Source organism: Mesorhizobium sp. CA12 (genome assembly GCF_020165255.1).
Lineage (GTDB): Bacteria > Pseudomonadota > Alphaproteobacteria > Rhizobiales > Rhizobiaceae > Mesorhizobium.
The window spans coordinates 1-23,108 of sequence record NZ_JAIUHT010000027.1 but is presented as its reverse complement, the minus strand read 5'-3'; the positions used below and the strand labels follow the sequence as shown (position 1 = coordinate 23,108).

At 63.1% G+C, this 23,108-nt stretch carries 29 protein-coding genes; 19 read left to right on the top strand and 10 right to left on the bottom strand.

The genetic code is table 11. The features are described from left to right. Positions 1-118: 118 nt before the first annotated feature. A complete protein-coding gene (locus LB520_RS28380; protein WP_411969967.1) occupies positions 119-598 on the top strand; it encodes a hypothetical protein in 480 nt (159 codons plus the stop codon). Positions 599-651: 53 nt separating this feature from the next. Here LB520_RS28380 and LB520_RS28375 read toward each other — a convergent pair whose 3' ends face one another. Then, positions 652-2,532, bottom strand: coding sequence for a murein L,D-transpeptidase (locus LB520_RS28375; RefSeq protein WP_224640137.1), 1,881 nt, complete (start codon positions 2,530-2,532; stop codon positions 652-654). A 401-nt stretch (positions 2,533-2,933) separates the two neighbouring features. Here LB520_RS28375 and LB520_RS28370 point away from each other — a divergent pair, with 401 nt between their 5' ends. Further along, positions 2,934-3,335, top strand: a complete 402-nt coding sequence (locus LB520_RS28370; protein WP_224547713.1) for a rhodanese-like domain-containing protein — start codon at positions 2,934-2,936, stop codon at positions 3,333-3,335. 7 nt (positions 3,336-3,342) lie between these two features. Here the strand turns inward: LB520_RS28370 and LB520_RS28365 are convergent, their stop codons facing one another. After that, a complete protein-coding gene (locus tag LB520_RS28365) occupies positions 3,343-4,251 on the bottom strand; it encodes an alpha/beta hydrolase (RefSeq protein ID WP_224640136.1) in 909 nt (302 codons plus the stop codon). A gap of 47 nt (positions 4,252-4,298) precedes the next feature. Between LB520_RS28365 and LB520_RS28360 the strand changes: the two genes are divergently transcribed. Next, complete coding sequence (locus LB520_RS28360) at positions 4,299-4,751, top strand: MarR family winged helix-turn-helix transcriptional regulator (RefSeq protein WP_095765406.1); 453 nt, start codon at positions 4,299-4,301, stop codon at positions 4,749-4,751. Between the two features lie 13 nt (positions 4,752-4,764). On the opposite strand, the gene LB520_RS28355 is transcribed toward LB520_RS28360, so the two are convergent. Further along, the gene (locus tag LB520_RS28355; RefSeq protein ID WP_224640135.1) at positions 4,765-5,376 is read right to left on the bottom strand and encodes a pyridoxamine 5'-phosphate oxidase family protein; all 612 of its coding nucleotides are present in this window, start codon (positions 5,374-5,376) and stop codon (positions 4,765-4,767) included. 91 nt (positions 5,377-5,467) lie between these two features. Further along, positions 5,468-5,821: a gamma-butyrobetaine hydroxylase-like domain-containing protein gene (locus tag LB520_RS28350; RefSeq protein WP_224547720.1), complete on the bottom strand. Its 354-nt coding sequence runs from the start codon at positions 5,819-5,821 to the stop codon at positions 5,468-5,470. A 376-nt stretch (positions 5,822-6,197) separates the two neighbouring features. Between LB520_RS28350 and moaA the strand changes: the two genes are divergently transcribed. From moaA to LB520_RS28285, 13 genes are all read left to right on the top strand, one after another. Beyond that, positions 6,198-7,193, top strand: coding sequence for a GTP 3',8-cyclase MoaA (gene moaA, locus LB520_RS28345; protein ID WP_224640134.1), 996 nt, complete (start codon positions 6,198-6,200; stop codon positions 7,191-7,193). Between the two features lie 55 nt (positions 7,194-7,248). Continuing rightward, positions 7,249-7,743 (top strand): hypothetical protein, encoded by a 495-nt coding sequence (locus tag LB520_RS28340; protein WP_224640133.1) that lies wholly within the window; start codon positions 7,249-7,251, stop codon positions 7,741-7,743. A gap of 113 nt (positions 7,744-7,856) precedes the next feature. Then, the gene (locus LB520_RS28335; protein ID WP_140628062.1) at positions 7,857-8,213 is read left to right on the top strand and encodes a hypothetical protein; all 357 of its coding nucleotides are present in this window, start codon (positions 7,857-7,859) and stop codon (positions 8,211-8,213) included. Between the two features lie 122 nt (positions 8,214-8,335). Then, complete coding sequence (locus LB520_RS28330; protein ID WP_224640132.1) at positions 8,336-9,256, top strand: DMT family transporter; 921 nt, start codon at positions 8,336-8,338, stop codon at positions 9,254-9,256. A gap of 5 nt (positions 9,257-9,261) precedes the next feature. Then, a complete protein-coding gene (mobA, locus tag LB520_RS28325; protein WP_224640131.1) occupies positions 9,262-9,894 on the top strand; it encodes a molybdenum cofactor guanylyltransferase MobA in 633 nt (210 codons plus the stop codon). Then, the gene (gene mobB, locus LB520_RS28320; RefSeq protein ID WP_224640130.1) at positions 9,891-10,406 is read left to right on the top strand and encodes a molybdopterin-guanine dinucleotide biosynthesis protein B; all 516 of its coding nucleotides are present in this window, start codon (positions 9,891-9,893) and stop codon (positions 10,404-10,406) included. The genes mobA and mobB overlap by 4 nt, the downstream gene beginning before the upstream one ends. 152 nt (positions 10,407-10,558) lie before the next feature. Next, on the top strand, positions 10,559-11,344 hold the full coding sequence (locus LB520_RS28315; RefSeq protein WP_095765397.1) for an ABC transporter substrate-binding protein: 786 nt from the start codon (positions 10,559-10,561) through the stop codon (positions 11,342-11,344). Positions 11,345-11,422: 78 nt separating this feature from the next. Beyond that, positions 11,423-12,139 (top strand): ABC transporter permease, encoded by a 717-nt coding sequence (locus tag LB520_RS28310; RefSeq protein ID WP_224640129.1) that lies wholly within the window; start codon positions 11,423-11,425, stop codon positions 12,137-12,139. Continuing rightward, a complete protein-coding gene (locus tag LB520_RS28305) occupies positions 12,136-12,960 on the top strand; it encodes an ABC transporter permease (protein WP_224640128.1) in 825 nt (274 codons plus the stop codon). The genes LB520_RS28310 and LB520_RS28305 overlap by 4 nt, the downstream gene beginning before the upstream one ends. Before the next feature lie 113 nt (positions 12,961-13,073). Next, a complete protein-coding gene (locus LB520_RS28300; protein ID WP_224640127.1) occupies positions 13,074-13,943 on the top strand; it encodes an NAD(P)-dependent oxidoreductase in 870 nt (289 codons plus the stop codon). 6 nt (positions 13,944-13,949) lie between these two features. After that, on the top strand, positions 13,950-14,654 hold the full coding sequence (locus LB520_RS28295; RefSeq protein ID WP_224640145.1) for a DNA alkylation repair protein: 705 nt from the start codon (positions 13,950-13,952) through the stop codon (positions 14,652-14,654). Further along, a complete protein-coding gene (locus LB520_RS28290) occupies positions 14,614-15,192 on the top strand; it encodes a GNAT family N-acetyltransferase (RefSeq protein ID WP_224640126.1) in 579 nt (192 codons plus the stop codon). The genes LB520_RS28295 and LB520_RS28290 overlap by 41 nt, the downstream gene beginning before the upstream one ends. 64 nt (positions 15,193-15,256) lie before the next feature. After that, complete coding sequence (locus LB520_RS28285; protein ID WP_224532262.1) at positions 15,257-15,829, top strand: DUF3299 domain-containing protein; 573 nt, start codon at positions 15,257-15,259, stop codon at positions 15,827-15,829. A gap of 21 nt (positions 15,830-15,850) precedes the next feature. On the opposite strand, the gene LB520_RS28280 is transcribed toward LB520_RS28285, so the two are convergent. The 4 genes from LB520_RS28280 to LB520_RS28265 all read right to left on the bottom strand — a co-directional run bounded on the left by LB520_RS28280 (position 15,851) and on the right by LB520_RS28265 (position 18,378). Continuing rightward, positions 15,851-16,342, bottom strand: coding sequence for an Lrp/AsnC family transcriptional regulator (locus tag LB520_RS28280; protein WP_006205209.1), 492 nt, complete (start codon positions 16,340-16,342; stop codon positions 15,851-15,853). Between the two features lie 107 nt (positions 16,343-16,449). Continuing rightward, positions 16,450-17,085 carry a uracil-DNA glycosylase family protein gene (locus tag LB520_RS28275; protein WP_224640125.1) on the bottom strand — a complete coding sequence of 212 codons (636 nt, stop codon included), beginning with the start codon at positions 17,083-17,085 and terminating at the stop codon, positions 16,450-16,452. 10 nt (positions 17,086-17,095) lie between these two features. Next, complete coding sequence (locus tag LB520_RS28270) at positions 17,096-17,707, bottom strand: glutathione S-transferase (RefSeq protein WP_224640124.1); 612 nt, start codon at positions 17,705-17,707, stop codon at positions 17,096-17,098. 47 nt (positions 17,708-17,754) lie between these two features. Continuing rightward, positions 17,755-18,378 carry a thermonuclease family protein gene (locus LB520_RS28265; protein ID WP_224640123.1) on the bottom strand — a complete coding sequence of 208 codons (624 nt, stop codon included), beginning with the start codon at positions 18,376-18,378 and terminating at the stop codon, positions 17,755-17,757. Between the two features lie 76 nt (positions 18,379-18,454). Between LB520_RS28265 and LB520_RS28260 the strand changes: the two genes are divergently transcribed. After that, a complete protein-coding gene (locus LB520_RS28260) occupies positions 18,455-19,978 on the top strand; it encodes a sensor histidine kinase (protein ID WP_224640122.1) in 1,524 nt (507 codons plus the stop codon). 18 nt (positions 19,979-19,996) lie between these two features. Here the strand turns inward: LB520_RS28260 and LB520_RS28255 are convergent, their stop codons facing one another. Beyond that, positions 19,997-20,992 (bottom strand): nicotinate-nucleotide--dimethylbenzimidazole phosphoribosyltransferase, encoded by a 996-nt coding sequence (locus LB520_RS28255; RefSeq protein WP_263483858.1) that lies wholly within the window; start codon positions 20,990-20,992, stop codon positions 19,997-19,999. A gap of 164 nt (positions 20,993-21,156) precedes the next feature. On the opposite strand from LB520_RS28255, the gene LB520_RS28250 reads away from it, so the two are divergent. Both LB520_RS28250 and LB520_RS28245 read left to right on the top strand, forming a co-directional pair. Beyond that, complete coding sequence (locus LB520_RS28250) at positions 21,157-21,387, top strand: DUF1289 domain-containing protein (protein ID WP_224640121.1); 231 nt, start codon at positions 21,157-21,159, stop codon at positions 21,385-21,387. Between the two features lie 10 nt (positions 21,388-21,397). Further along, positions 21,398-22,102 carry a TIGR02281 family clan AA aspartic protease gene (locus LB520_RS28245; protein ID WP_095765387.1) on the top strand — a complete coding sequence of 235 codons (705 nt, stop codon included), beginning with the start codon at positions 21,398-21,400 and terminating at the stop codon, positions 22,100-22,102. A 46-nt stretch (positions 22,103-22,148) separates the two neighbouring features. On the opposite strand, the gene dusA is transcribed toward LB520_RS28245, so the two are convergent. Continuing rightward, the coding region (gene dusA, locus LB520_RS28240) for a tRNA dihydrouridine(20/20a) synthase DusA (RefSeq protein WP_224640120.1) at positions 22,149-23,108 on the bottom strand (960 nt) is incomplete at its 5' end.

Sequence of the window (23,108 nt, the reverse complement as noted above, 5' to 3'; positions counted from 1 at the left end):
CCTGATCTTGCGCCTGAATGCTCATGTGCCGCGTTCCCACGCGACGGACCGCCCTTGCATCGTCACAGCTTTGGTGGCTGACTGCCCGCCATGATTGCGGGCACGGGGGTGCATGGCAATGGTTGGCTACGTCCTGAAGCGCATCCTAATGGTGCTTGTCGGCTATCTGGTCGCGGTGCTGGTCGGGTTGATCGCCGTGGTGGTGATCTACGCGATATTGAATTCGCTGCCCAATGCTCCGGGTTACTTCGAGCTTATGGCGTTCACGCCGGTCGCCGCGCTGGTGGTGCCGCCGCTCGGCATGTTCATCTACTTTCTGACGATCGTCCTGACGGGTATGCAGACGCTGGTCTTTGCAATGATCGCCGAGTTCTTTTCGCTGCGGAGCTTCTGGCTGCATATGCTGTTCGGCGCCGCTGCCGCGGCAGCCGGTTTCATGCTGATCTGGCCGGACGCCGCCAATGATCCGGAACGCTGGGCCGACATGGGCATCATCGCCGGCGGCGGCCTCGTGGCCGGCCTGATCTATTGGCTGATCGCCGGGCGCAACGCCGGCTTGCGCCGGCCGTTGATCAAAGCAATTCCGGGAAAAGTGTGAAGCGGTCAGGCTCGGCGGCTTCGCCGTATCCTTCCGTCCGAAATTGCTTGCGCTCAGCTTGACGGCGTGCGCACCGCTTCGGTCGCGTCGAGCGCCTGCATCAGCTTGGAATCGCGGCCATAGACGTCGTCGAAATACTCGACCTTGCCGGACATGTCCGGCCATGCGGTGAAATAGGCGACATAGACCGGAATGACGCGCGTGACATTCTCGGTCGAATGGCCGTGCTTCAGCTTCTCGGCGATATCCTCGACCGTGGTGCCCAGCACGGCGGCGGCCATGCCGCGCGGATCCTGTAGCCGCACGCAGCCATGGCTGAGCGCGCGCATGTCGCGTTCGAAGAACGACTTCTGCGGCGTGTCGTGCATGTAGATCGCATGCTTGTTGGGGAAGAGGATCTTCAACTCGCCCAGCGCATTGGCCTCGCTCGGCTGCTGACGCACGCTGAACGGAATGTTGGCGCCATAAGCACCCCAATCGACCGCCGAGGACGGGATGCGCTTGCCGCGCGAATCCGTCACCTCATAGCCGGCGCGGTCGAGATAACCCGGATCGCCGCGCAGCCTCGGCAGCATCTCGTTGACGATGATCGACTGCGGCACGCCCCAATAAGGATGGAAGTCGACCTGCTTGATCTGATTGTAGAAGAAGGCGGTCTGGTTGGTGACCCGGCCGATGACCGCGCGGGTCTTCAGCTTCTCCTCGCCATTGTCGATATAGCTGGCGGTGAAGGCGGGCTGGTTGATGAAGACGCGCGGGCTGCCGAGATCAGACGGCATCCAGCGCAGTTCCTCGAGCGCGACCTTGACCTTCTCGACCTTGTCCGCCTTTGAGGCGCCGGCCAATGAAGCCACCGTGCGCGGGCCGATGACGCCGTCGCCCTTCATGCCGGCGCGCTGCTGCACCGCCTTGATCACCGGCACCAGCTCGGGATCATAGAGCTCGCTCTTGCCAAGCCTTGCGAGCATTTCGCCATAGCTGCCACCCATCTCGTCATCGAGATTACGGGAAATAAGCGTCAGCAACTTCGGCAATTCCGGGCTGCTTTCGCCGGGTTTGAGCAGGAGCTTGGGAGCGACGACGATCTCGTTTTCCTCGCTCGCCTCGAGCGCTTCCAGCTCGACGCGCAGCGCCTGGTATTCGGCATTCTGCGGATGCCGCGATTCGAGATAGGTGCGGACCTCCTGGGTATGCGCCAGCGTCTTCAGCACGCCTTCGAGATCGAGCGGCTTGGCCGGGAAATCGTAATAGCCGGTCATCCGGTTGGGATCGACGCGGCCGCTCTGGGCATCATGGGCATAGCGCAGCACGCGGGCCGACAGCGCCATCTCGAAGCGGACCAGTTCCTTGGTCCGCTCTTCCGGTGTGGCGGCGGAATTGGCGGCTGCCGGGACATCGACGGAATAGTCGGCCGGCGTCAGGCCATAACTCGCCGCCTCCCCCAGGACGCGCACTGCATCCTGCGCCCGGCTGTTGGGGGTATTGTCGCTCACCCAGATGAAATCCGGATTGGCCGAATAATAGGCGATCAGCGCCTTGGCGATATCCGGCTCGGCAAACAGCTCATAGTCGCTCAAACCAGCGACGGCATCGCGGAAGCTATTGCTCGTCACCGACGGGACAAAGGCGGCGTCCTGAGGGGTCGCGGCCTGCGGTGCCGGCAGCAGCGATTTGAAATCGACCCGGACAAGCTTGTCGGCCCTGTAGGTGTTATAGGTCGGGCTGCTGATCCTGACGCCGCCACCATCCTCTCCGGCCGGCCGCATCTTGCGCGGCTTTGGCGGCGGCGGAAACTCGCCTTGCGGGCTGTGCCGGATGCCGCCGCCGAACAGCATGTCGAACAGCCCTTGCGCGCTTGCCGACTGCTGCCCGAGGGCAAGAGTCGCCGCGACCGCGATCGGCAGAACGGCTTTTTTGTTTCCGAGGATTTTCATGCTTCACCCGCACCGGTTGAAACCGGTTCCCGTTCCACGCCGCTGGACGGTCCCGCCCTCCGCAAGGCGGATGTATGACGTGACTATACCGATTCATACTGATTTCGTTAAGCTTCCATAAATTTTCGGAGCCGTGTTGCAGAACGGTTTCACATCCTTGTGAGACCTAAAACGAGCTGGCCGTTCCAAGTGTTCCGACACCCGGGACAATCAGGCGTGGCGTTGCCGACAGGCGAAAAAGTCACATAGGTACGCGGTCAGCTTTTCGAGTGGACTGTCGTCAAGCAAGAATCACCGGCGGATTCGACGGCCGCTCTGTGCGGCACGGCCAAGGCGTGACAAACCATGGTCTTTGTGATCGAAATTCCGGCGGCCTCGAGCCACGGCCTGGAGGATGTGCAGTGAAGAAGGGATATCGCCAGCTTCTCGACGAGGCGAATGCCGAGATCGAGGTCGTGTCGCCCGAGGAGGCAGCGGGGCTGCTGGAGGATGAGGACACGATCTTCGTCGATCTGCGCGACCCGCGCGAGGTCGAACGTGACGGCAAGATCCCCGGCGCCAAGCATGTAACGCGCGGCATGCTGGAATTCTGGATCGATCCCGAAAGCCCGTACCACAAGCCGTTCTTCGCCAGCGGCAAGACCTTCGTCTTCTTCTGCGCCGGAGGCTGGCGCTCGGCTTTAGCCACCAAGACGGCGCAGGACATGGGCCTGACACCGGTCAAGCATATCCTCGGCGGCTATACCGCCTGGAAAGCAGCGGGCCTGCCCGTAGAGGCGGGGCAGAAAAAGAAGGCGGACTGATAGGCGATTAGTGCAGGGCCGTTTCCCGCTGCCCAGTCACAAAGCCGACCGCGCGCGCGACGACGTCCCTGTCGGTGAGGATACGCCGGTGGCCAAGCCCCTCGGCCCAATGCAGGTGGACATGCTCGCCGGCGCCCGCATAACGCTTCGCATGATCGGCATGGACTTCGCGATCGTCCGGCGCGTGGATGATCAGCGTCGGCACCGACGCCTCCGCAAGCTGGCGGTCGCCGGTGAATTCGCTGAGCGGACGCCCGGAAAGGTATCTCACCCTGTCCGCCATGGCGACGCGCGAGCGCGGCCCGACATTCATCATATCGCTGAAGTCGTCGAAGATTGCAGGCAATGAGCTCGGCGCTGCAATCAGCACCAGCTTTTGCGCCGCAAGCGGCGGCATGCCCTTGACTGATGCGGCAACGGCATTAGCGGCAATCGCGCCGCCGAAGGAATGGCCGACGACGGCGGCAAAGGGGCCGAACCATTCGCCGGCGACCCGCGCCGCGTCCACGGCAGTCACCATGTTGAGATGGCGGCCGGACGAATGGCCATGCCCAGGCAGGTCGAGCGAAACAACCTTGTAGCCGGCGCCGCGAAACCCTTCGATCAAAGCGCGCATATATTCGGTACGCGAGCGCCAGCCATGAATGACGAGCACCGTGCCGCGCGACTCCCTGCCCGGCTCCGGCCGGAATTCATGCACTGCGACGCAATCGGTCCTGGTTTTCAGCCTGTGATGGCGCGCCTCGGCCATGAAGGCTGAAGCACGCTCGACGGCTCGGCGTTCGCCGTCGCTCAAGGTCTTGACGTTTGGTGTGCGGCAAAACAATTCGAAGGCGGCGCGGCCGCTAAGACGCGGCGCAACATGCTCGGCCGCGCCGAAAACGCCCCGGATGACCTTCATTCCAAATGATGCCATATTGGCAGTCCATCCATTCGTTCAAGCATGAACATAATAGTTCAAAGATGAACATTAAGCAAGAGCTACCCTGGGACAACCCTCGCTTTCGCAACTGGGTTGCGGTGGCGCGCGCCTGCCATGTGCTGGAGCGCACGCTGGCGGTTAAGCTCGGCCCGCTCGACCTTAAGCCGGCGCAGCTCGACGTGCTGATGAACCTCTACCGCCACCCCGGCATGTCGCAGCACGACCTTGCCCGCAAGCTGCTCGTCGGCCGCTCCAACATCACCATGCTGTTGCCGCAGCTCGAGGCCCGCGGGTTGCTGCGTCGCGAAGGCGACGAGAAGGACAAGCGGGTGCTGCGGCTGAACCTCACCGAGGCGGGCGAGGCCCTGCTGATGAAGGCCCTGAAGGTTCACATGGCGCTGATCGAGAAGGCGATGAGCCAGTCGACGCCGGAGCAGTGCGACATGATCGGCGAGCAGATGCGCAAGATCGCCGACGTGCTGAAGGAAGCCTGAGCGCGGCTTCCAATCACCACATCGTCTTCTTCGCTCTTTCCGGCCACTCCTCGTCGTACTTCTGGCCGTCGATGTTCTTACGGCTGGTGATCTCGAGAATCCTGCCGGGTGTCGGCAGCGATTTCGGATCAACATGTCTGGCCGGGTTCCAGAGCTCGGAGCGCACGATGGCGCGGGCGCATTGGAAATAGACCGTATCGACATCGATGACAGTGACCGAGCGGGCCGGCTTGCCGTCGACCGTGAAGGACGCGCAAAGCCCGGCATCGGTCGTGATGTGAGCGCGGCCGTTGACGCGCAGCGTGGTGCCCGAGCCCGGCACCAGAAAGAGCAGCCCGACGCGCGGATCGCGAATGATGTTCTTCAGCGAATCGGCGCGATTGTTGCCGCGCCTGTCGGGCATCATCAGAGTCTTGTCGTCGACAATGCGCACGGAGCCGGCGAGATCGCCGCGCGGGGAGCAGTCGAGGCCCTCGGGCCCGCTCGTCGCCAGCGCCACGAAGGGCGAGGCCTCGATGAAGGCGGCATATTCGGGAATCACATGGTCGAGTTCCTTGACGACAGAAGCCTCGCCCGGCAGCCCGTAGAGGGCCTCGAGCTGCTCGACGGATGTGATGCGCGACATCTTTTTCGCCTCCTGACCTTTTGCCGGCGCTACTCCATGTCCATGACGCCTTGACGACGGCGGCTGCCGACATTGGATTGCCACGCACCGGCTAGCGATCCCGGCTCAGCCCCTTCTCGGCCAGCTCGGCGAGATAGGCGTTCCAGCGCTCGTCCTTTTCGTGGCCGAGCGTATGCAGATAATTCCAGGTGAAGATGCCGGTGTCGTGGAAATCGTCGAAGGTGATGCGCACCGCATAATTGCCGACCGGCTCGATCTTGAGGATCGTGACATTGCGCTTGCCCGGAACTGTCACCCGCTGCTCCGGCGAATGGCCCTGTACTTCCGCCGATGGCGAAGCCACGCGCAAAAACTCCGCCGGCAATTCGAACGGTTGATGGCCCGGGAAGGTCACCGTCAGCAGCTTGCGGTCCTTCGAGACCCTGAGTTCCTTTGGCGCGGTCATGACTGTCCTGTCTAGAGCCGGATTATTTCAGGTCTGTTCGACCTGAAATCTGAATCCGTCTCTAAGTCAAAGAGATAGAGCATGATGTCGTCCGAAAAACCGCTTCACACTTTTCGGCATCATGCTCTGGGTTGCGCCCTTCCCTACGCCGCTTCGCGCGATCCGGAAAGACCGGTGCCAATGCATGTCGCCCAGAAGTGGGCAGCGGTTCTGGGACAAACGACATGCATCCGACAAAGGCTTTCAGCCAGCCGACACGCGATGTCGGCCGGGGAATGTTACCAAAGATCAAGACCGTCTATCTTGAATGCGGCATTGGATCGTATCACATAGCTGTATATAACGGTGCCGCTCAGGCCATGGGAAACGTTTGCAAATGGACATGATCGACCCCTTCGGTCGCACCATCAGCTATCTGCGCGTGTCGGTCACCGACCGCTGCGATTTTCGCTGTACCTATTGCATGGCCGAGGACATGACCTTCTTGCCCAAGAAGGATCTGTTGTCGCTCGAGGAGCTTGACCGGCTCTGCACCGTTTTCATCGAAAAGGGCGTTAGGAAGCTCAGGCTGACCGGCGGCGAGCCGCTGGTTCGCAAGAACATCATGCATCTGGTGCGCCAGCTGTCGCGGCATCTGGAGAGCGGCGCCCTGGAAGAGCTGACGCTGACCACCAACGGCTCGCAGCTGTCGCGCTTCGCCGCTGAGCTCGCCGATTGCGGCGTCAAGCGCATCAACGTCTCGCTCGACACGCTCGATGCCGAGAAATTCCACCAGATCACCCGCTGGGGCAGTCTCGGCAAGGTGATGGAGGGCATCGATGCCGCACAGAAGGCCGGGTTGAAGATTAAGCTCAATGCGGTTGCGCTGCGCGACTTCAACGATGCCGAAATCCCCGAGCTGATGCGCTGGGCGCATGGCCGCGGCATGGATCTCACCCTCATCGAGACGATGCCGATGGGCGAGATCGAGGCCGACCGCACCGACCAGTATCTGCCGCTGTCGCTGCTGCGCGCCTCGCTGGAGCGCCAGTTCACGCTCTCCGATATTCCTTACAAGACCGGCGGCCCGGCCCGGTATGTCCATGTCACGGAGACCGGCGGTCGGCTCGGCTTCATCACGCCGATGACGCATAATTTCTGCGAAAGCTGCAACCGCGTGCGGCTGACCTGCACCGGCACGCTCTATATGTGCCTTGGCCAGGAGGACGCCGCCGACCTCAGGGCGCCGTTGCGCGCCACCGAAGGCAACGAGTTGCTCGGCGAGGCGATCGACGAGGCCATCGGCCGCAAGCCCAAGGGCCATGATTTCGTCATCGACCGCCGCACCAGCCGCCCATCGGTATCTCGGCATATGAGCGTCACCGGCGGCTGATTTTTTGTGCGATTTGGTGCAGGATCACCTTCGGTCATCGACCAAAGGGGGGATCATGAGACGTCCGCAGCGCGTCGGTTGGTCGTCGGTAGCGGCCATCTTGTCCCTGTCGACAATCATGGCGGCGGCCGCGATGGCCAAGCCCTTCACCTATGTGAATGCGCGGTTCGGCCAGTCCTGCACTTTTCCCGACGACATCTTCAACAAGCCGATGCCCGAGCCGGAAAATGGCGACGGACAGCAATGGCTTAGCGCCGACGGCGCCAGCCTGACCTGTTCCGGCATCTACAACATCGACAACGACACGCCGCAAGGTTTCGTCGTCCAGGAGAAAGCCAGCACCGAACCGGGTTACAAGGTCACCTACAGCAAGACCGGCAAGAATTGGGCGGTGCTCTCCGGCACCAAGGACGGCAACATTTTTTACGAACGGCGCCTGTTCGGAAAGGACGACGTCATTCGCACCGTTTGGATCGAATACCCTGCCGCGCTCAAGTCAAAATACGACCCTTTGGTCGCCTCCATCGCCAAGACCCTGCGCGGCCCTTGAGGTCAGCCTGGCCGCACTGATAATAAAGCGCTTGCGCCGCCTTCCGGCCGATTTACCGCCGGCCTTTTCCAGCCTAGCCTTCGCGCGCAATTATCGCTCTAGGGGGAGTGCACATGCGCACATTCATGCTTTCACTAGCAATGCTTGGGGTTGCTTCCGTATCGGCCGCGGCTCAGTCGATCGGCGGCACCTACACCGTCGCCGGCACCAATTTCGACGGCTCGAAATATGACGGCGAGGCAACCATCACGCTGACCAGCGACACGACCTGCACCATCCACTGGGAAACCGGCGGCTCGACCTCGGACGGCATCTGCATGCGTAACGACAATGCATTTTCCGCCGGCTACGCGATGGGCAAGGAGATCGGTCTCGTCGTCTACAAGATCGAGAAGGACGGCTCCCTGCACGGGCTGTGGACCATCGCCGGCCAGAACGGCAACGGCACCGAGGTGCTGACGCCGAAGTAAGCCTTCCAAAGCTCGGCAAATCGATCTCATGGGCCACGCAAAAATTCGTGGCCCATTTCTTTGCCGTTGCTGTTTTCCGGCTGCCTGCTAGACGGCTGAATTAAAATAGTCCGGAAACGCCCTTGCCTCTCTCGCCAAATCTGCGCGGCGCGCTGTTCATGATCGTGGCCATGGTCGGCTTCACCTTGAACGACGCGATCACCAAATTCTCGTCGGAATCGATGAACATGGCGCAGGTCATGCTGGTGCGCGGCGCCTTCGCGTCCTTGTTCGTCGGCCTGCTCGCCTGGCGGCGCGGCGCGCTTGCCAATCCGGCGGCCATGCTGCAGCCGATGGTGGCGACGCGCGTCGCGGGCGAAGCCGGCGCCACGGTATCGTTTCTGATCGCGCTTGCGCATTTGCCGATCGCCAACGTCTCGGCCGTGCTGCAGGCGCTGCCGCTGGCGGTGACCATGGGCGCGGCGCTGTTCTTCGGCGAAGGCGTCGGCTGGCGGCGCTGGCTTGCCATTGCCATCGGCTTCACCGGCGTGCTGATCATCGTGCGGCCGGGCTTCGAAGGGTTCAGCGTCTATTCGCTGCTGGCATTGGCCAGCGTCGCCTGCTGCGCGGTGCGCGACCTCGCCACCAAGCGCATCCCAGAGGCGATCCCGACCATGCTGGTGTCGACGGCGACCGCGCTTGCCATGACGGTGCTGGGCGCGCTGCTTTTGTCGCCGATGGGCGGCTGGACGCCGATGAGCGGCCGGGCGACCACCCTTCTGGCGCTGGCGGCGGTACTGGTGCTCATCGGCTATCAGTTCATCATCATGGCGATGCGCTCGGGCGACATCTCCTTCATCGCCCCGTTCCGCTACACCGCGCTATTGTGGTCGATCCTGCTCGGCCTCATCATTTTCGGCGATATCCCGGATGCGCCGATGACCGTCGGCGCCGCCATCATCATCGGCTCGGGCCTCTATGCGCTCTACCGCGAGCGCGTCGTCGGCCGACAGCAACCTGCCGCCGAAAGCACTGGACCCGACATGGCACCGGACGGCATATAGGCGCAATGGACCGAAGTGTTGCGGGGATCATTCTGGCCGGAGGCCAGTCGCGCCGGATGGGCGGCGGCGACAAGCCGCTCCTTTCATTGGGCAAAGCCAGGCTGATCGACCATGTCGCCACGCGACTGAGGCCGCAGGTCGCCACACTGGGGCTCAACGCGAACGGCGATCCGGCGCGATTTGCCGGCATGGGCCTGCCGGTGATCCAAGATACGATGCCGGGCCATGCCGGCCCGCTCGCAGGCATTCTCACCGGCCTCGAATGGGCGGCAACGCAAACAAACTGCCGGTGGCTGGTGAGCGCCGCCGGTGACACGCCGTTCTTTCCCGACAACCTCGTCGAGCGCCTGGTGCTGGCAGCGCCCGATCGGCCCGGCACGATCGCCGTCGCCAGCTCCGACGGCAGATGGCACCCGACCTTCGCGCTCTGGCCGCTCGACCTGCGCGACGCCTTGCGTCATTTCCTGGTCGACGAGGACAACCGACGGGTTTCCGCCTTCATGGAGCGGCACGGCCATGTCGAGGTCGAGTTCCCCATGATCGAGGCTCGCGGCCAAAAGATCGATCCGTTCTTCAACATCAACACACCGGACGACCTTGCGGCGGCCGAGCGTCTGATGCAAAGCCTCGGGCCATGAGACGCGTATTCGGCATCACCGGCTGGAAGAACTCCGGCAAGACGACCCTGACGGAAAAGCTGGTTACAGAGCTGGTGGCGCGCGGCTGGACGGTGTCGACGGTGAAGCACGCGCACCATGACTTCGACATCGACAAGCCGGGCGCCGACTCCTTCCGCCACCGCCAGGCGGGCGCGACGGAAGTCGCCATCGTCTCCGGCCGGCGCTGGGCGCTGATGCACGAATTGCGCGAGGAGAACGAGCCGACGCTGGACGACATTCTGGCGCGGCTGTCGCCCGCGGACATCGTGCTGGTCGAAGGCTACAAGCGCGAGGCGCATAAGAAGATCGAGGCAAGGCGGCTTGAAGCCAAGGATCGGACGCCGCTTTCGGCCAACGATCCCAACATTGTCGCGGTCGCCGCCGACTTCACGGTCGAAGGCGAAGACCTGCCGGTTTTCGACCTCGACGACACGAAATCGATAGCCGACTTCATCGAGCGCAGCACAGGTCTCGTGGCTCAGACCAACTAACGCAGCGGCACATCCCGATTGTCGTTTGCCGTTGATTTGCAGTTGCTTTTTTCTCGCAAAGAGTGGGAGTATCCGCCCCAGCGGGCGGTCGGGAAACGACCGACCACAAGAGCCGCACGGGACAGCGGCCATGACAATATGAGAGGATTATCATGCGTATTGCACTGCGTATCGCGCTTGCCGCTTCGGCCGCGCTGCTGACACTCGGCGTCGCCCAGGCTCAGGAAAAGACCCTCAGGATCGGCACCGAAGGCGCATACCCGCCCTTCAACAACCTGACCTCGGACGGCCAGCTGGTCGGCTTCGACATCGATATCGCCAAGGCGCTCTGCGACGAGATGAAGGTGAAGTGCACCTTCGTCGCGCAGGATTGGGACGGCATCATCCCCGCGCTTCAGGCCGGCAAGTTCGACGCCATCGTCGCCTCGATGTCGATCACGCCCGAGCGCCAGGAAAAGGTCGACTTCACCCACAAATACTACAACACCCCCTCGGCCATCGCCGTGCCGAAGGATTCACCACTCAAAGGCGTGACCAAGGAAGACCTCGCCGGCAAGACCATCGGCGTCGCCACCACCACCACGCACTACAACTATGCTTCGAAGACCTACACGGACAGCACCATCAAGGGCTATCCGAGCAGCCCGGAGGAGCAGGCAGACCTCGCCAATGGCCGTCTCGACGCCATCGAGGACGACATCGTTGTGTTGCAGCAGTGGCTGGATTCGCCGGACGGCGCCTGCTGCAAGATCCTCGGCCAGCCCTCGCCGCAGCCGGTCGAAATCTTCGGACCGGGCGCCGGCATCGCCGTGCGCAAGGGCGAGACCGATCTGGTCAACAAGCTGAATGAAGCGATCGACACCATCCGAAAGAACGGAAAGTACAAGGAAATCAACGACAAATACTTCAAGTTCGACGTCTACGGCGCCGAGTCCTGATCGATAAGCCAAGGGCGGTGAGGCATGCCTCGCCGCCCTTAGATTCTTCCGGGATCGCCACGGAGACACGACCCGTCAATGCCGGCCCAAAGCATTTGGACACTTCTCAGCTGGGGACCGGAGGGCTGGAGTGACGACATTGCCTCTGGCGTTCTCGTCACCATCGCGCTGGCGCTCGCCACACTGCCGATCGGCCTGGTGATCGGCTTTTTCGTCGCCTTCGCCAAGCAGCATGAAGAGCCGTCGCTGCGCCTTGCCGGCAACATCTACACCACGGTCTTTCGCGGCCTGCCGGAACTGGTGACGCTGTTCCTGTTCTTCTTCGGCATGCCGCTTCTGCTGCAATATCTCGTCCGGCTGTTCAATCCGGAAGCGACGATCAACGTCAACAGCTTCGTCGCCGGCATGATCGTGCTGGCGCTGATCTTTTCCTCCTACGCCAGCGAGGTGTTCCTCTCCGCGTTCCGCGCCATTCCGAAAGGCCAATATGAGGGTGGCTACGCCATTGGCCTGTCGAAATGGCAGACAATGCGGCTGGTGATCCTGCCGCAGCTGATACGCATCGCTTTTCCGGGTCTCGAAAATTGTTGGCTGAGCCTGCTCAAGGACACTTCGCTGGTTTCGGTCGTCAATCTCGCGGAGACCCTGCGCCAGTCCGGCGTGGCGGCGCGCGTCACCAAGCATTCCTTCCTCTTTTACAGCGTCGCAGCGCTGATCTTCCTGGCGCTGGCCGTCCTGTCGTCGATCGCCACGAGCTATATCCTGCGCTATCTCGGACGGAGGGAAGCGCGATGAGCGTCAGCCAGGCTATCGCCATCGACAAGCCGCCGCCGCCAGCGCGCGGCTGGCCGCGGGTCCGCATCCTCGGCTACGCGCTGGTCGGCATCTGGGTGCTGTTCGGCGCCGGCATCGTCGCCTATCTGGTCTATGCCTGGAACGCCGAATTCTTCGCCAGATATGCTCCCGCCTATCTTCAGGGCCTGGGGACCACCCTATCGCTGGTGAGCATTTCGATGGTCGTTGGCGCGCTCCTGTCGCTGCCGGTCGCCTATGGCCGCATGTCGAAGAACCCGACCTTGTCCGCGCTTGCCTATTGCTACGTCTATTTCTTCCGCGGCACGCCGCTGCTCGTGCAGACCTACCTGGTCTATTACGGCATCGGCTCGTTCCGGCCTGAGCTTGAGACGGTCGGGCTGTGGTGGTTCTTTCGCGAGGCCTTCTATTGCGGCGTCTTTGCCTTCTCGCTCAACACCGCCGCCTATCAGGCCGAGATCCTGCGCGGCGCCATCGAAAGCGTGGCGCGCGGCCAATGGGAAGGTGCGGCCTCGCTCGGACTGCACAGATTGCAGACGCTGCGCAAGGTGATCATGCCCCAGGCGATCATTGTCGCGCTCAGGCCCTATGGCAACGAGCTCATCCTGATGATCAAGGCCTCCGCGATCGTCGCCATCATTACCGTCTACGACCTGATGGGCAACGCCAAGCTCGCCTACGCGAAATCCTTCGACATCCAGGCCTATATCTGGGTGGCGATCGTCTATCTGGTGATGGTCGAGATCCTGCGCCACGGCGTCGAATGGATCGAGCGCCGCATCACCGTCCATCTGCATCGATAGATTGCCGCCCGGCCGCCTGCACCAGTCGATGCAGCGCTGCGTGCCTTGACGAATTTTTCGCATGGCCTAGACCTTCCGCCACTGGAAACTGTGTTTTGTTGGAAGGCAGGCTTATGGCATCGGTTGCATTTCTCGGTCTTGGCGTCATGGGCTATCCGATGGCCGGGCACCTCAGGAACAAAGGCGGCCATGACGTCACCGTCTACAACCGCACCAAGGCAAAGGCCGAGCAGTGGGTGGCCGAGTATGGCGGCAAACTGGCGTTGACGCCGGCCGAGGCAGCCGAAGGCAAGGAATTCGTCTTCTCCTGCGTCGGCAACGACGATGATCTGCGCTCGGTCACGACCGGTGCGAACGGCGCCTTCGCCGCGATGAAGAAGGGCGCCATCTTCATCGACAACACCACCGCCTCGGCCGAGGTAGCGCGCGAGCTTGACGAAGCCGCGCGCAAGGCCGGCTTCTCCTTCCTCGACGCGCCGGTGTCAGGCGGCCAGGCCGGCGCCGAGAACGGCGTGCTGACCGTCATGATCGGCGGCGATGAGGCCGCCTTCGACAAGGCCAGGCCCGTCATCGACGCCTACGCCCGCATGGTCGGCCTGATGGGATCGGCTGGCGCAGGCCAGTTGACCAAGATGATCAACCAGATCGCCATCGCCGGCCTCGTCCAGGGCCTGGCCGAAGGCATCCATTTCGGCAAGAAGGCCGGCCTCGACATCGAGAAGGTCATCGAGGTGATCTCCAAGGGTGCTGCCGGCTCCTGGCAGATGGAAAACCGCCACAAGACAATGAATGCCGGCAAATACGATTTCGGCTTCGCCGTCGATTGGATGCGCAAGGATCTCGGCATCTGCCTGGCGGAGGCCAATCGCAACGGCGCCAAGCTGCCGGTGACCGCCCTGGTCGACCAGTTCTACAAGGATGTGCAGGACATGGGTGGCAAGCGCTGGGACACGTCATCGCTGCTGGCGCGCCTGGAAAGATAGGTGACGATGCCCCAGCCCGATCCGAGCTGGAGCGCCGACGACATCGTCGCTCATTTGCGTTCGGTCGGCACCGAGGACAATCGGGCGGGCATGGCGCGCTTCGGCATCAACACCGCCAGCGCGCTCGGCGTCGGCAATTCACAATTGCGGCTGCTGGCGCGCAAGCTGAAGAAGAACCACGAGCGGTCGCTTCTGCTGTGGGCCAGCGGTTTCCGCGAAGCGCGGCTGATGGCCGCCTTCACCGGCGAGCCGAAGAAGGTCGATATCGATCAATGCCGGCGCTGGGCCGCGGATTTCGACAGCTGGGAGATCGTCGACACCGTAGCGGACCTCTTTGCCGAGACGCCATTCTGGCGCGAATTGATCGACGAGTTCGCTGGAGACGAACGCGAATTCGTTCGCCGCACCGCCTTTGCCATGTTGGCCTGGAGCGCGGTGCATCTCAAGAAAGAACCGGACGCGACCTTCCTCGCCTATCTGCCGCTGATCGAGAAGCATGCCGGCGATCCGCGCAATTTCGTCCGCAAGGCAGTCAATTGGGCGCTGCGGCAAATCGGCAAACGGTCGATGAGCCTGCACGCCCCTGCCCTTGCGCTGGCGGAAAGATTAGCGGCATCGTCCGACAAGACGGCGCGCTGGATCGGCAAGGATGCGGTGAAGGAACTGACGGATGCCAGACAGCTCGAAAGGCTCGCAGCCGCAAAAGCATGACCTTGCCGGGATTCGGTTCGTCGGGGTGACGCCAGAGACACGTGCCGACTTCGAAAACCTGTTCGAGCAGCCCGGCGCACCGAAATATTGCTGGTGCATGACCTGGCGCCATTCCACTCGCGAGCACATTGAGAGCGACGAGAAGAAGCGCATGATGATGGCGCTCATCGACAAAGGCACCCCGGTCGGCATCATCGCCGAGATGGACGGCAGGCCGGTCGGCTGGTGCTCGGTCGCGCCACGCGAGACCTACCGGAAACTGTCAAAGCAGCAGGACGACACCGAAACCGGCATCTGGTCGATCGTCTGCTTCTATGTGCCCAGGGCCCTGCGTGGCGGCGGGCTGGCCTCCGCTTTGCTTGACGCTGCGATCGACCATGCCTTCAGCAAAGGCGCGCATACAATCGAGGCCTATCCCGTCGACGAGGCCGCCCCGAGCTATCGCTTCATGGGTTTTCGCGACATGTTTACTACGAGGGGCTTCCATGAGACCGGCACCGCCGGTACGCGACGGCATGTGATGCGGCTGGGTCGGTGAGCCCGGACCGGTCACGACGCTTTTACTCGATTCAGCAAATGGACTGGCGGAGGATGGAGCGATCATGAGCAAGCGTTTCAAGTCATGCGCGGCGCTGGCGGCTGCGCTCCTCCTCGCAGCCACTGGAGCCGATGCCGCGGCTGATGTCGCGCATATTGTCTGGAAGGATCTGCGCCCCGCGACGCAAGCGATAGCCGAAGACGCGAACCTGCCGATGATCGCGGCAAAACTGCCTGACCATGGCGAGACCTTGTCGCTCAATCTGCAGGACAAGACGATACAATTAGCCGGATATGCATTGCCGGTCGATCGTGACGGCGACCTCGTCTACCAGTTCTTGCTGGTGCCGTGGACGGGCGCCTGCAGCCACATGCCGACGCCGCCGCCCAATCAGATCGTGCTGGTGACGCCGGCGCATCCCTACAAGATGAAAGAGGCCTACGAGCCGGTCGCGGTCACCGGCGTGCTGAAGCCCGGCATGGAGAAAAGCCAGTTGTTCATCCTCGACGGCGTCTCGATGGTCCAGTCGGGCTACACGGTGCGAAAGGCCGAGGTGGCGAGCGTCGACAGCGTGCCGGACACGGTCACCCTGCCGGTCAACTCGCCGTGGAATTTTCTGAACAAAAAGAAGAATTAGGGCCGATCGGCGCAACCAGCGTCACGCCGCGTTCGCGCCCGATTCCTTGTCCAGCACCATGTAATCGAGCGGAATTTCCGTCGTGTACTTGATCTGCTCCATGGCGAAGGACGACGAGACGTCACGGATCTCGATCTTGGCAATCAGCCGCTTGTAGAAGGCATCGTAAGCGGCGATGTCGGGCACCACCACGCGCAGCAAGTAATCGACGTCGCCGCTCATGCGGTAGAACTCGACCACTTCCGGGAATTCCTGGATGACCTCGGAGAAGCGCCGCAGCCATTCATGGCTGTGCGAATTGGTGCGGATCGACACGAAGACGGTAACGCGCACATTGACCTTCTCATGATCGAGGATGGCGACGCGACGCTTGATGACGCCTTCCTCCTCGAGCTTCTGGATGCGCCGCCAGCATGGCGTCGTCGACAAGCCGACTTTCTTGGCGACATCGGCGACCGCGAGCGTCGCGTCCTCCTGCAAGAGGCGGAGAATTTTTCTATCGAGGCGATCCATGGGAGGCTCCAGGGGAATAGTTTGGCTATAATCCCTTTTACCGGAGCCTTTCACAAGAAAGAAATTCTGCCGATGGCGGTAAATGCGAGTGATTTCTTGCAGAATGGCTAATCAATACGATAGCGGATTTCCGACCTGAGAAAGGGCAGCAAATCCATTTCAAACCAGGGATTCTTCTTCAGCCAGCCGGTGTTTCGCCAGGACGGATGCGGCAGCGGCAGCACTTTCGGCAGCGACGTTCGATCCCATATGGTGCGCCAGTTCCTGACTGTCTCGGTCAGCGACGGCAGCCGTGTCGTACCCATATGCCATGCCTGCGCATAGCCGCCGATAGTCAGCACAAGGTCGATCTGGGGCATCAGCGCCATCAGTTCCTGGCGCCAGGCCGGCGCGCATTCGCGACGCGGCGGCAGGTCGCCGCCCTTGGCGTCCTGTCCAGGAAAGCAAAAGCCCATCGGCACGATGGCGAACTTTTCTGTGTCGTAGAATTCCTGCGCGCTGACGCCGAGCCAGTTTCGCAGCCGGTCTCCCGAGGCATCGGTGAACGGCATGCCCGACACATGCACTTTTGTCCCCGGCGCCTGGCCGGCAAGCAGGACCCGCGCTGTGGAGGACGGCTGCAGCACCGGCCGCGGCGCATGCGGCAAAGGCCGGCCAAGCGGCTGGTTGACGCAGATGCGGCAGGCCCGCACCCTTTCGGCGAGGCGCTGCAGCGCTTGTCTCGTATCGGGCAGATTATCCAATTTCTGTCGCTCAGGCTGCCGCGCTTGGCCGGCTTGCAAGTGCCGCATACCAGCGCAGCACGTTCGTGCATTCTTCCGGCACTTTGATACGCGCTGGTTTCATGAAGTCGATGGCGATCATGCCGGTGATGTCGGCGACCGAATAGGCATCGCCGGCGGCGAATTCATGCTTCGCCAGCTCGTTGTCGAGCAGCTGCAGGAATTCGATCACCTTCGGCTTGTTGGCCTCTCCCCATTCCGGAATTTGCGGCACTTCCCATTCCTTCATCGCCGGATGGATATGCCGGAATGCGGCGGCGACGCTGGCCATTAGGTTCAGTTCCATACGTCTTTGCCACATCTCGACCACGGCCTTGCCGAGCGCGCCCTTGCCGAACAGCGCGGGTTCGGGATGCAACTCCTCGAAATAGCGGCAGATGGCGATCGATTCGGTTATGATGGTGCCGTCGTCGAGCTCAAGCACCGGCAGGCGCCGAAGCGGATTGCGCTCAGCCACCTGCCCGCCGCGATGCTCCAGCGCGCCCATATCGACGGGCACCAGCGGCACCGTCAGCCCCTTCTCGGCAAGGAAAACACGCACGCGCCGGGGATTGGGCGCGCGGCCACCGTCGAACAGCTTCATTCCATCCTCCAGCTTCTCCACCGGATAATAAGGCGCGGGCCTGCCCATCACCAGAAGCGAACAAATTCGCGCAACGCGTCGCCGAACGAGGCCAGCACGCCGTGCTTTCGCTCGACCGGCGCACCATGATGGCTGTCGCGCCAGTCCTGCGGCTCCGCGAAGGTGCCTGCCCAGATGCCGGCCTTGGCCGCTCTCGCCGCTGCTTCCTCGGTCTCGAAATCGCCGAAGGCAACCGCCCATCCGGCCTGCACCTGGGCCTGGTTTAGGTCGGTATCGCCTGCCTTGCAATCGCCGAGCAGGCGGCCGTAGCGATCGCGCCGCCAGCCGCTGCAGACAACAGGCCTGCCGGCGATCAGGCGCACCAGCGACTGCCGCGCCAGCTTGCCGCAGGGATAGTCGGCGCCGGCCTTTTGGCAGGTCTGCTGATACTCCGGAGCATCGATGCCTCGCATGCGGATGCGCTCGGCCCCGAGTGTGATCGAATCGCCGTCATTGACGATCGCCGTGCCTTGCTCCTGGCGCCTCTCGAAGCGGTCGAGGCGTGCCGCCACCAGGATGAGCAAACCAAGCAGAAGGATGGCAAGTCCGTAGTCCAGCAGCTTGCGCCAGTGGCTCCGCGGCGGGCTCGCCACATAGCGTCGGCGCGGTCCTCGCGGCCCGAAACGGCTCATATGGCAAACAGTCTCTTAATCATTCGAACGTAGCTTAACGAACCGGAAGTCGCTGCGCGCAGAAATTGAAGTCTGTATGCCTTTGCAACGCTCGAACACAGCGGATAAGTTTATTGTGGACCGCCGTAAACCGCACCGCAACAGCGATGTGGCGCGCGCGGTGCGCAAGACGCGCGACCGCCTTTCGCAGCAGGCGGGCAGCCTCGATTTCGACCGTGAACTGCTGAAGCTGCATGCGCGCGCCATGGTGGTCAGCGCGGTCGCGATCCCCTTGCTCGTGCTCGCCGTGGCGGCCATCGGCCGGCTGGCGGATCTGGACAGCCAGATCACCATCTGGGCGCTGTCGACGTTGCTTTGCTACACGATCGTCGCGTTCATGGCGCGTCGCGTGGAGCGGACCGAGGCGGCCGAACTCGACCCGGCGCAGACGCGTCGCGACTTCCTGATCGGCCATTTCCTCTGCGGCCTCGGCTGGGCGTGGTTCGCCTGGGTCGGCTGCGCCACATGCCAGATCGACCAATTCCATGTTGCCAAGGCCATGGTGCTGCTGATCGCCATGGCAACGACGGCCGTGATGGCCTCATCGCTTGGCGGCGCGCTGTTCGCGACCTTTGCCATTCCCGTTGCCGTTTATGTCTACACCGTCATACGCCTGTGGACGCCGATCGAGGCCACGATGGCGGCCTTGCTCATCGCGGCGCTTCCCTTCTTCGGTTACGTCGCGCGTCATCTCAACCAGGCTTCGTTGATGGTGCTGTCCTTCCGCTCGGAGAAGGATGCGCTGATCGCCGAGCTGGAGACGGCGAAATCGATGTCGGACGAAGCAAGACGGCGCGCCGAGGACGCCAATCTGGCGAAATCGCGTTTCCTCGCCTCGATGAGCCACGAGCTCAGGACGCCGCTCAACGCCATCCTTGGCTTCTCCGAAGTGATGGCCAATGAAGTGCTGGGGCCGATGAACAATCCGACCTACCGCGACTATGCCCATGACGTGCATGAGTCCGGACAGCACCTGCTCGACCTGATCAACGAGATCCTCGACCTGTCGCGCATCGAGGCCGGCCGCTACCAGCTCAACGAGGAGCCGGTCGTGCTGGTGACCATCGTCGAGGACTGCTGCCACATGATGGAGCTGCGCGCCCGCAACAAGGACATCCGTATCATCCAGGAGTTCGAGGAGACCCTGCCGCGCCTCTTCGCCGACGAGCGCGCCGTCAGGCAGATCACGCTCAACCTTCTCTCCAATTCGATCAAGTTCACCCCGTCCGGCGGCGAAGTGCGCGTGCGTGTCGGCTGGACCGCCGGCGGCGGCCAGTACATTTCGGTCAAGGACAACGGCCCGGGCATACCGGAAGAAGAAATCCCGGTGGTGCTTTCCGCTTTCGGCCAGGGCTCGATCGCCATCAAGAGCGCCGAGCAGGGAACCGGCCTCGGCCTACCGATCGTGCAGGGGCTGCTTGCCATGCATGGCGGCGAGTTTGAGCTTCATTCCAAGCTGCGCGAAGGTACCGAGGCGATCGCCATCTTCCCGTTGAGCCGGGTGATGGAGGAATTGCCGGCCTTGCCGACCAAGACGGTTGCCGCGCGCGGGCGCCGCTGAAGCAATTTCCGCCGGGCGCTAAAGCCGGACAGCCATCGCCATGCCAGAACTGGTCAATGCCGCGGCCTTGACGATACCAGCGGCGAGAGCGGCCCCTACCCCTTCGCCATGGCCGATGCCGAAATCGAGCAGCGGCTGCAGCCCGAGCCTTTCGGCCGCCTTGGCGTGGCCAGGCTCTGGCGACAGGCCGGCAAGCAGGCAATGATCGAGCGAGCCTGGATTGGCGGCATAAAGGACGGCGGCCGCCGCTGTTGCCGCGAATCCGTCGAGCAGGACGGGAATCTTCTCCATGCGCGCCGCGAGAATGGCGCCGCAGATCGCCGCGAATTCGCGCCCGCCGACCCTGCGCAAAACCTCGAGCGGATCTCCCAGACCCGGACCGTGGAATGCCAGCGCCCGATCGACGACCTCGGCCTTGCGTGCGATCATCGCCGCATCGGCGCCCGAACCCGACCCGACCCAGTCGGCTCCCTCGCCGCCGAACAGGGCGGCGCAAAGCGTGGCGGCGATCGTCGAATTGCCGACCCCGAGATCGCCCAGGCAAAGGAGGTCGGCGCCACCGGCGACCGCTTCCATGCCGAAGGCCATGGTTGCGGCGCAGCCGCGTTCATCGAGCGCGGCCTCCTCGGTGATGTCGCCTGTGGGGATATCCAAGGCGAGGTCGAAGACTTTCAGGCCGAGATCGTTGGCGATGCAGACCTGGTTGATCGCGGCCCCGCCGGCGGCGCAGAGTTCGACTTCATTTGCGGTCGCCGCCACCGGCCGCGGCGAGATGCCGTGCCTGACGGCGCCGTGATTGCCGGCGAAGATCGCCACCAGGGGCCGATTGATCGCCGGCGGCGCGCGCCCGCTCCAGGCAGCAATCCAGGCCGCGATGTCCTCGACGCGGCCGAGCGATTCCTTCGGCTTTTCGGCTTTGGCGAAAAGCGCCCGGACGCGGGCGCTCGCCGCATCGTCGGCCGGCGGCAGGGCCGCCAGAAGGTTTCGGAAATCGTCGAAAGGCTTAGCAGGCATTATGTCGGTCGCAGTTCGTTGCGGAAGTCGCAGGCGGCATAGCCGCCTTCTCCATCCGGCACAACTGCCCGGCGATGCCGCGAACGCGTCGCCTTGCGGCGCAATGCGGAGGGCTTGCATTGCTCCGGCGGTTGCACCATGTGGAATAAAGCCAAGAGAACAGCATGACCGCCATCGAATCTCCCTGCATCCTGGTCTGTTCGATCGATATGAAAACCGGCTTCTGCTTTGGTTGCGGCCGCACACGCGACGAGATTTCCGCCTGGCTCGCGATGACCCCTGAAACGCGCCGGGCGGTGATGGCCGAACTGCCCTCGCGGCTCGAAACGGTCGAGCGGCGGCCGCGCCGCGAAACCCGGCGTACCCGCATGGCGCGCGAGCGCGGCGTTCTGTGAGAAGAAACCGATGAACCGGTTGTTCTGGATCGTCATGGCGGTGATCGGCGTCGGGGTCGTGCTGCTCATGCTCAACAATTCGGCCGGCCGCACTTTCGGCATGAACAACAATGATTTCGGCCGGCTTATCTGGGTCGGCGTCCTGGTGATGGTGATCGGTGCGAGCCTGCTCCGCTCCGGCCGACCGCTGGGCGACATGGCGCGCAATCTGGGCGTCTGGGCGGCATTCGTGCTCGTGCTGATCGCCGGCTACCAGTATCGCTACGAGTTGCAGGATGTGGCGAGCCGCGTCACCGCCGGCTTTGTCCCGGGCAGTCCGTTGGCTTTAGGCGTGGAGAATGGCCGCCCGACCGTCACGCTCGACAAAGCCGACAACGGCCATTTCGAAGCCCGCATCCTGGTCAACGGCACGCCGGTGCGCGCGGTGGTCGACACCGGCGCAACCAGCACGGTGCTGACGTCCGAAGATGCTCAAGCCGCTGGGTTCAACCCGGCGGCGCTCAGCTACAGCGTGGATGTCGCCACGGCCAATGGCAGGGCGCGCGCTGCGACGGTCAGGACCGACGAGGTAGCGATCGGCGGCATCGTGCGCAAGGACATGTCGGTGATGGTCGCCGCGCCCGGCATGCTTGACCAAAGCCTGCTCGGCATGAACTTCATCGGCTCATTGTCGGGCTTCGACGTGCGCGGCGACCGCATGATCCTGCGGGACTGATGCGTGTCGCGCAGCAGTGTGCGGCGCGACATGCATTAACCGACAGTCAGGCTGCCTCGGCTTCTGCCGCCGCGAAATCGATTGCCAAAAACGCGGTCTTCAGCACCTCCGGCCCGGCGCCGGGTTTGTTCGCGTCGGTGGAGAGGATCTGCCGGAAGCGGCGCGCGCCGGGCAAGCCGTGGAACAGTCCGACCATATGGCGGGTAATGTGGCCCAGTCGCCCGCCCCGCTCGACATGGCGCGCGGCATAGCCGGCCATGGCATCGATCAGCGCCGAATAATCGAAGGCGGCGGGCGCCTCGCCATAGAACGCGGCATCGATGCCGGTCAGGATCCCCGGCGTGTGATAGGCCGCGCGGCCGAGCATCACGCCGTCGACATGGGAAAGATGCGCCGACGCCTCGGCGAGCGACTGGATGCCGCCGTTGATGCCGATGAATTCGTCCGGCTTTCTGGCCTTCAGCCGATAGACGCGCGGGTAATCGAGCGGCGGGATCTCGCGGTTTTCCTTGGGGCTCAGCCCTTCCAGCCAAGCCTTGCGGGCGTGCACCCAGAGCGCGTCGGCGCCGGCGGCGAGCACGCCGTCGGCGAGCATGTCGAGCGCAGGCTCTGGGTCTTGATCGTCGACGCCGATGCGGCATTTGACCGTGACGGGTATTTTCACCGCGGCCTTCATCGCCGCGACGCACTCGGCGACCAGAACCGGCGTCTTCATCAGGCAGGCACCGAACGTCCCCGACTGGACGCGATCGGACGGACAGCCGACATTGAGGTTGATCTCGTCATAGCCGAAGGCTTCGCCGATCCGCGCTGCCTCGGCGAGCTTTGCGGGATCCGATCCGCCAAGTTGCAGCGCAACCGGGTGCTCGACATTGTCGAAGCCGAGCAGTCTTTCGCGCGCGCCATGGATGACCGCATCCGCCACCACCATCTCGGTATAAAGCAGCGCGCGGCGCGTCAGCTGACGGTGGAAGAACCGGCAATGCCGGTCCGTCCAGTCCATCAT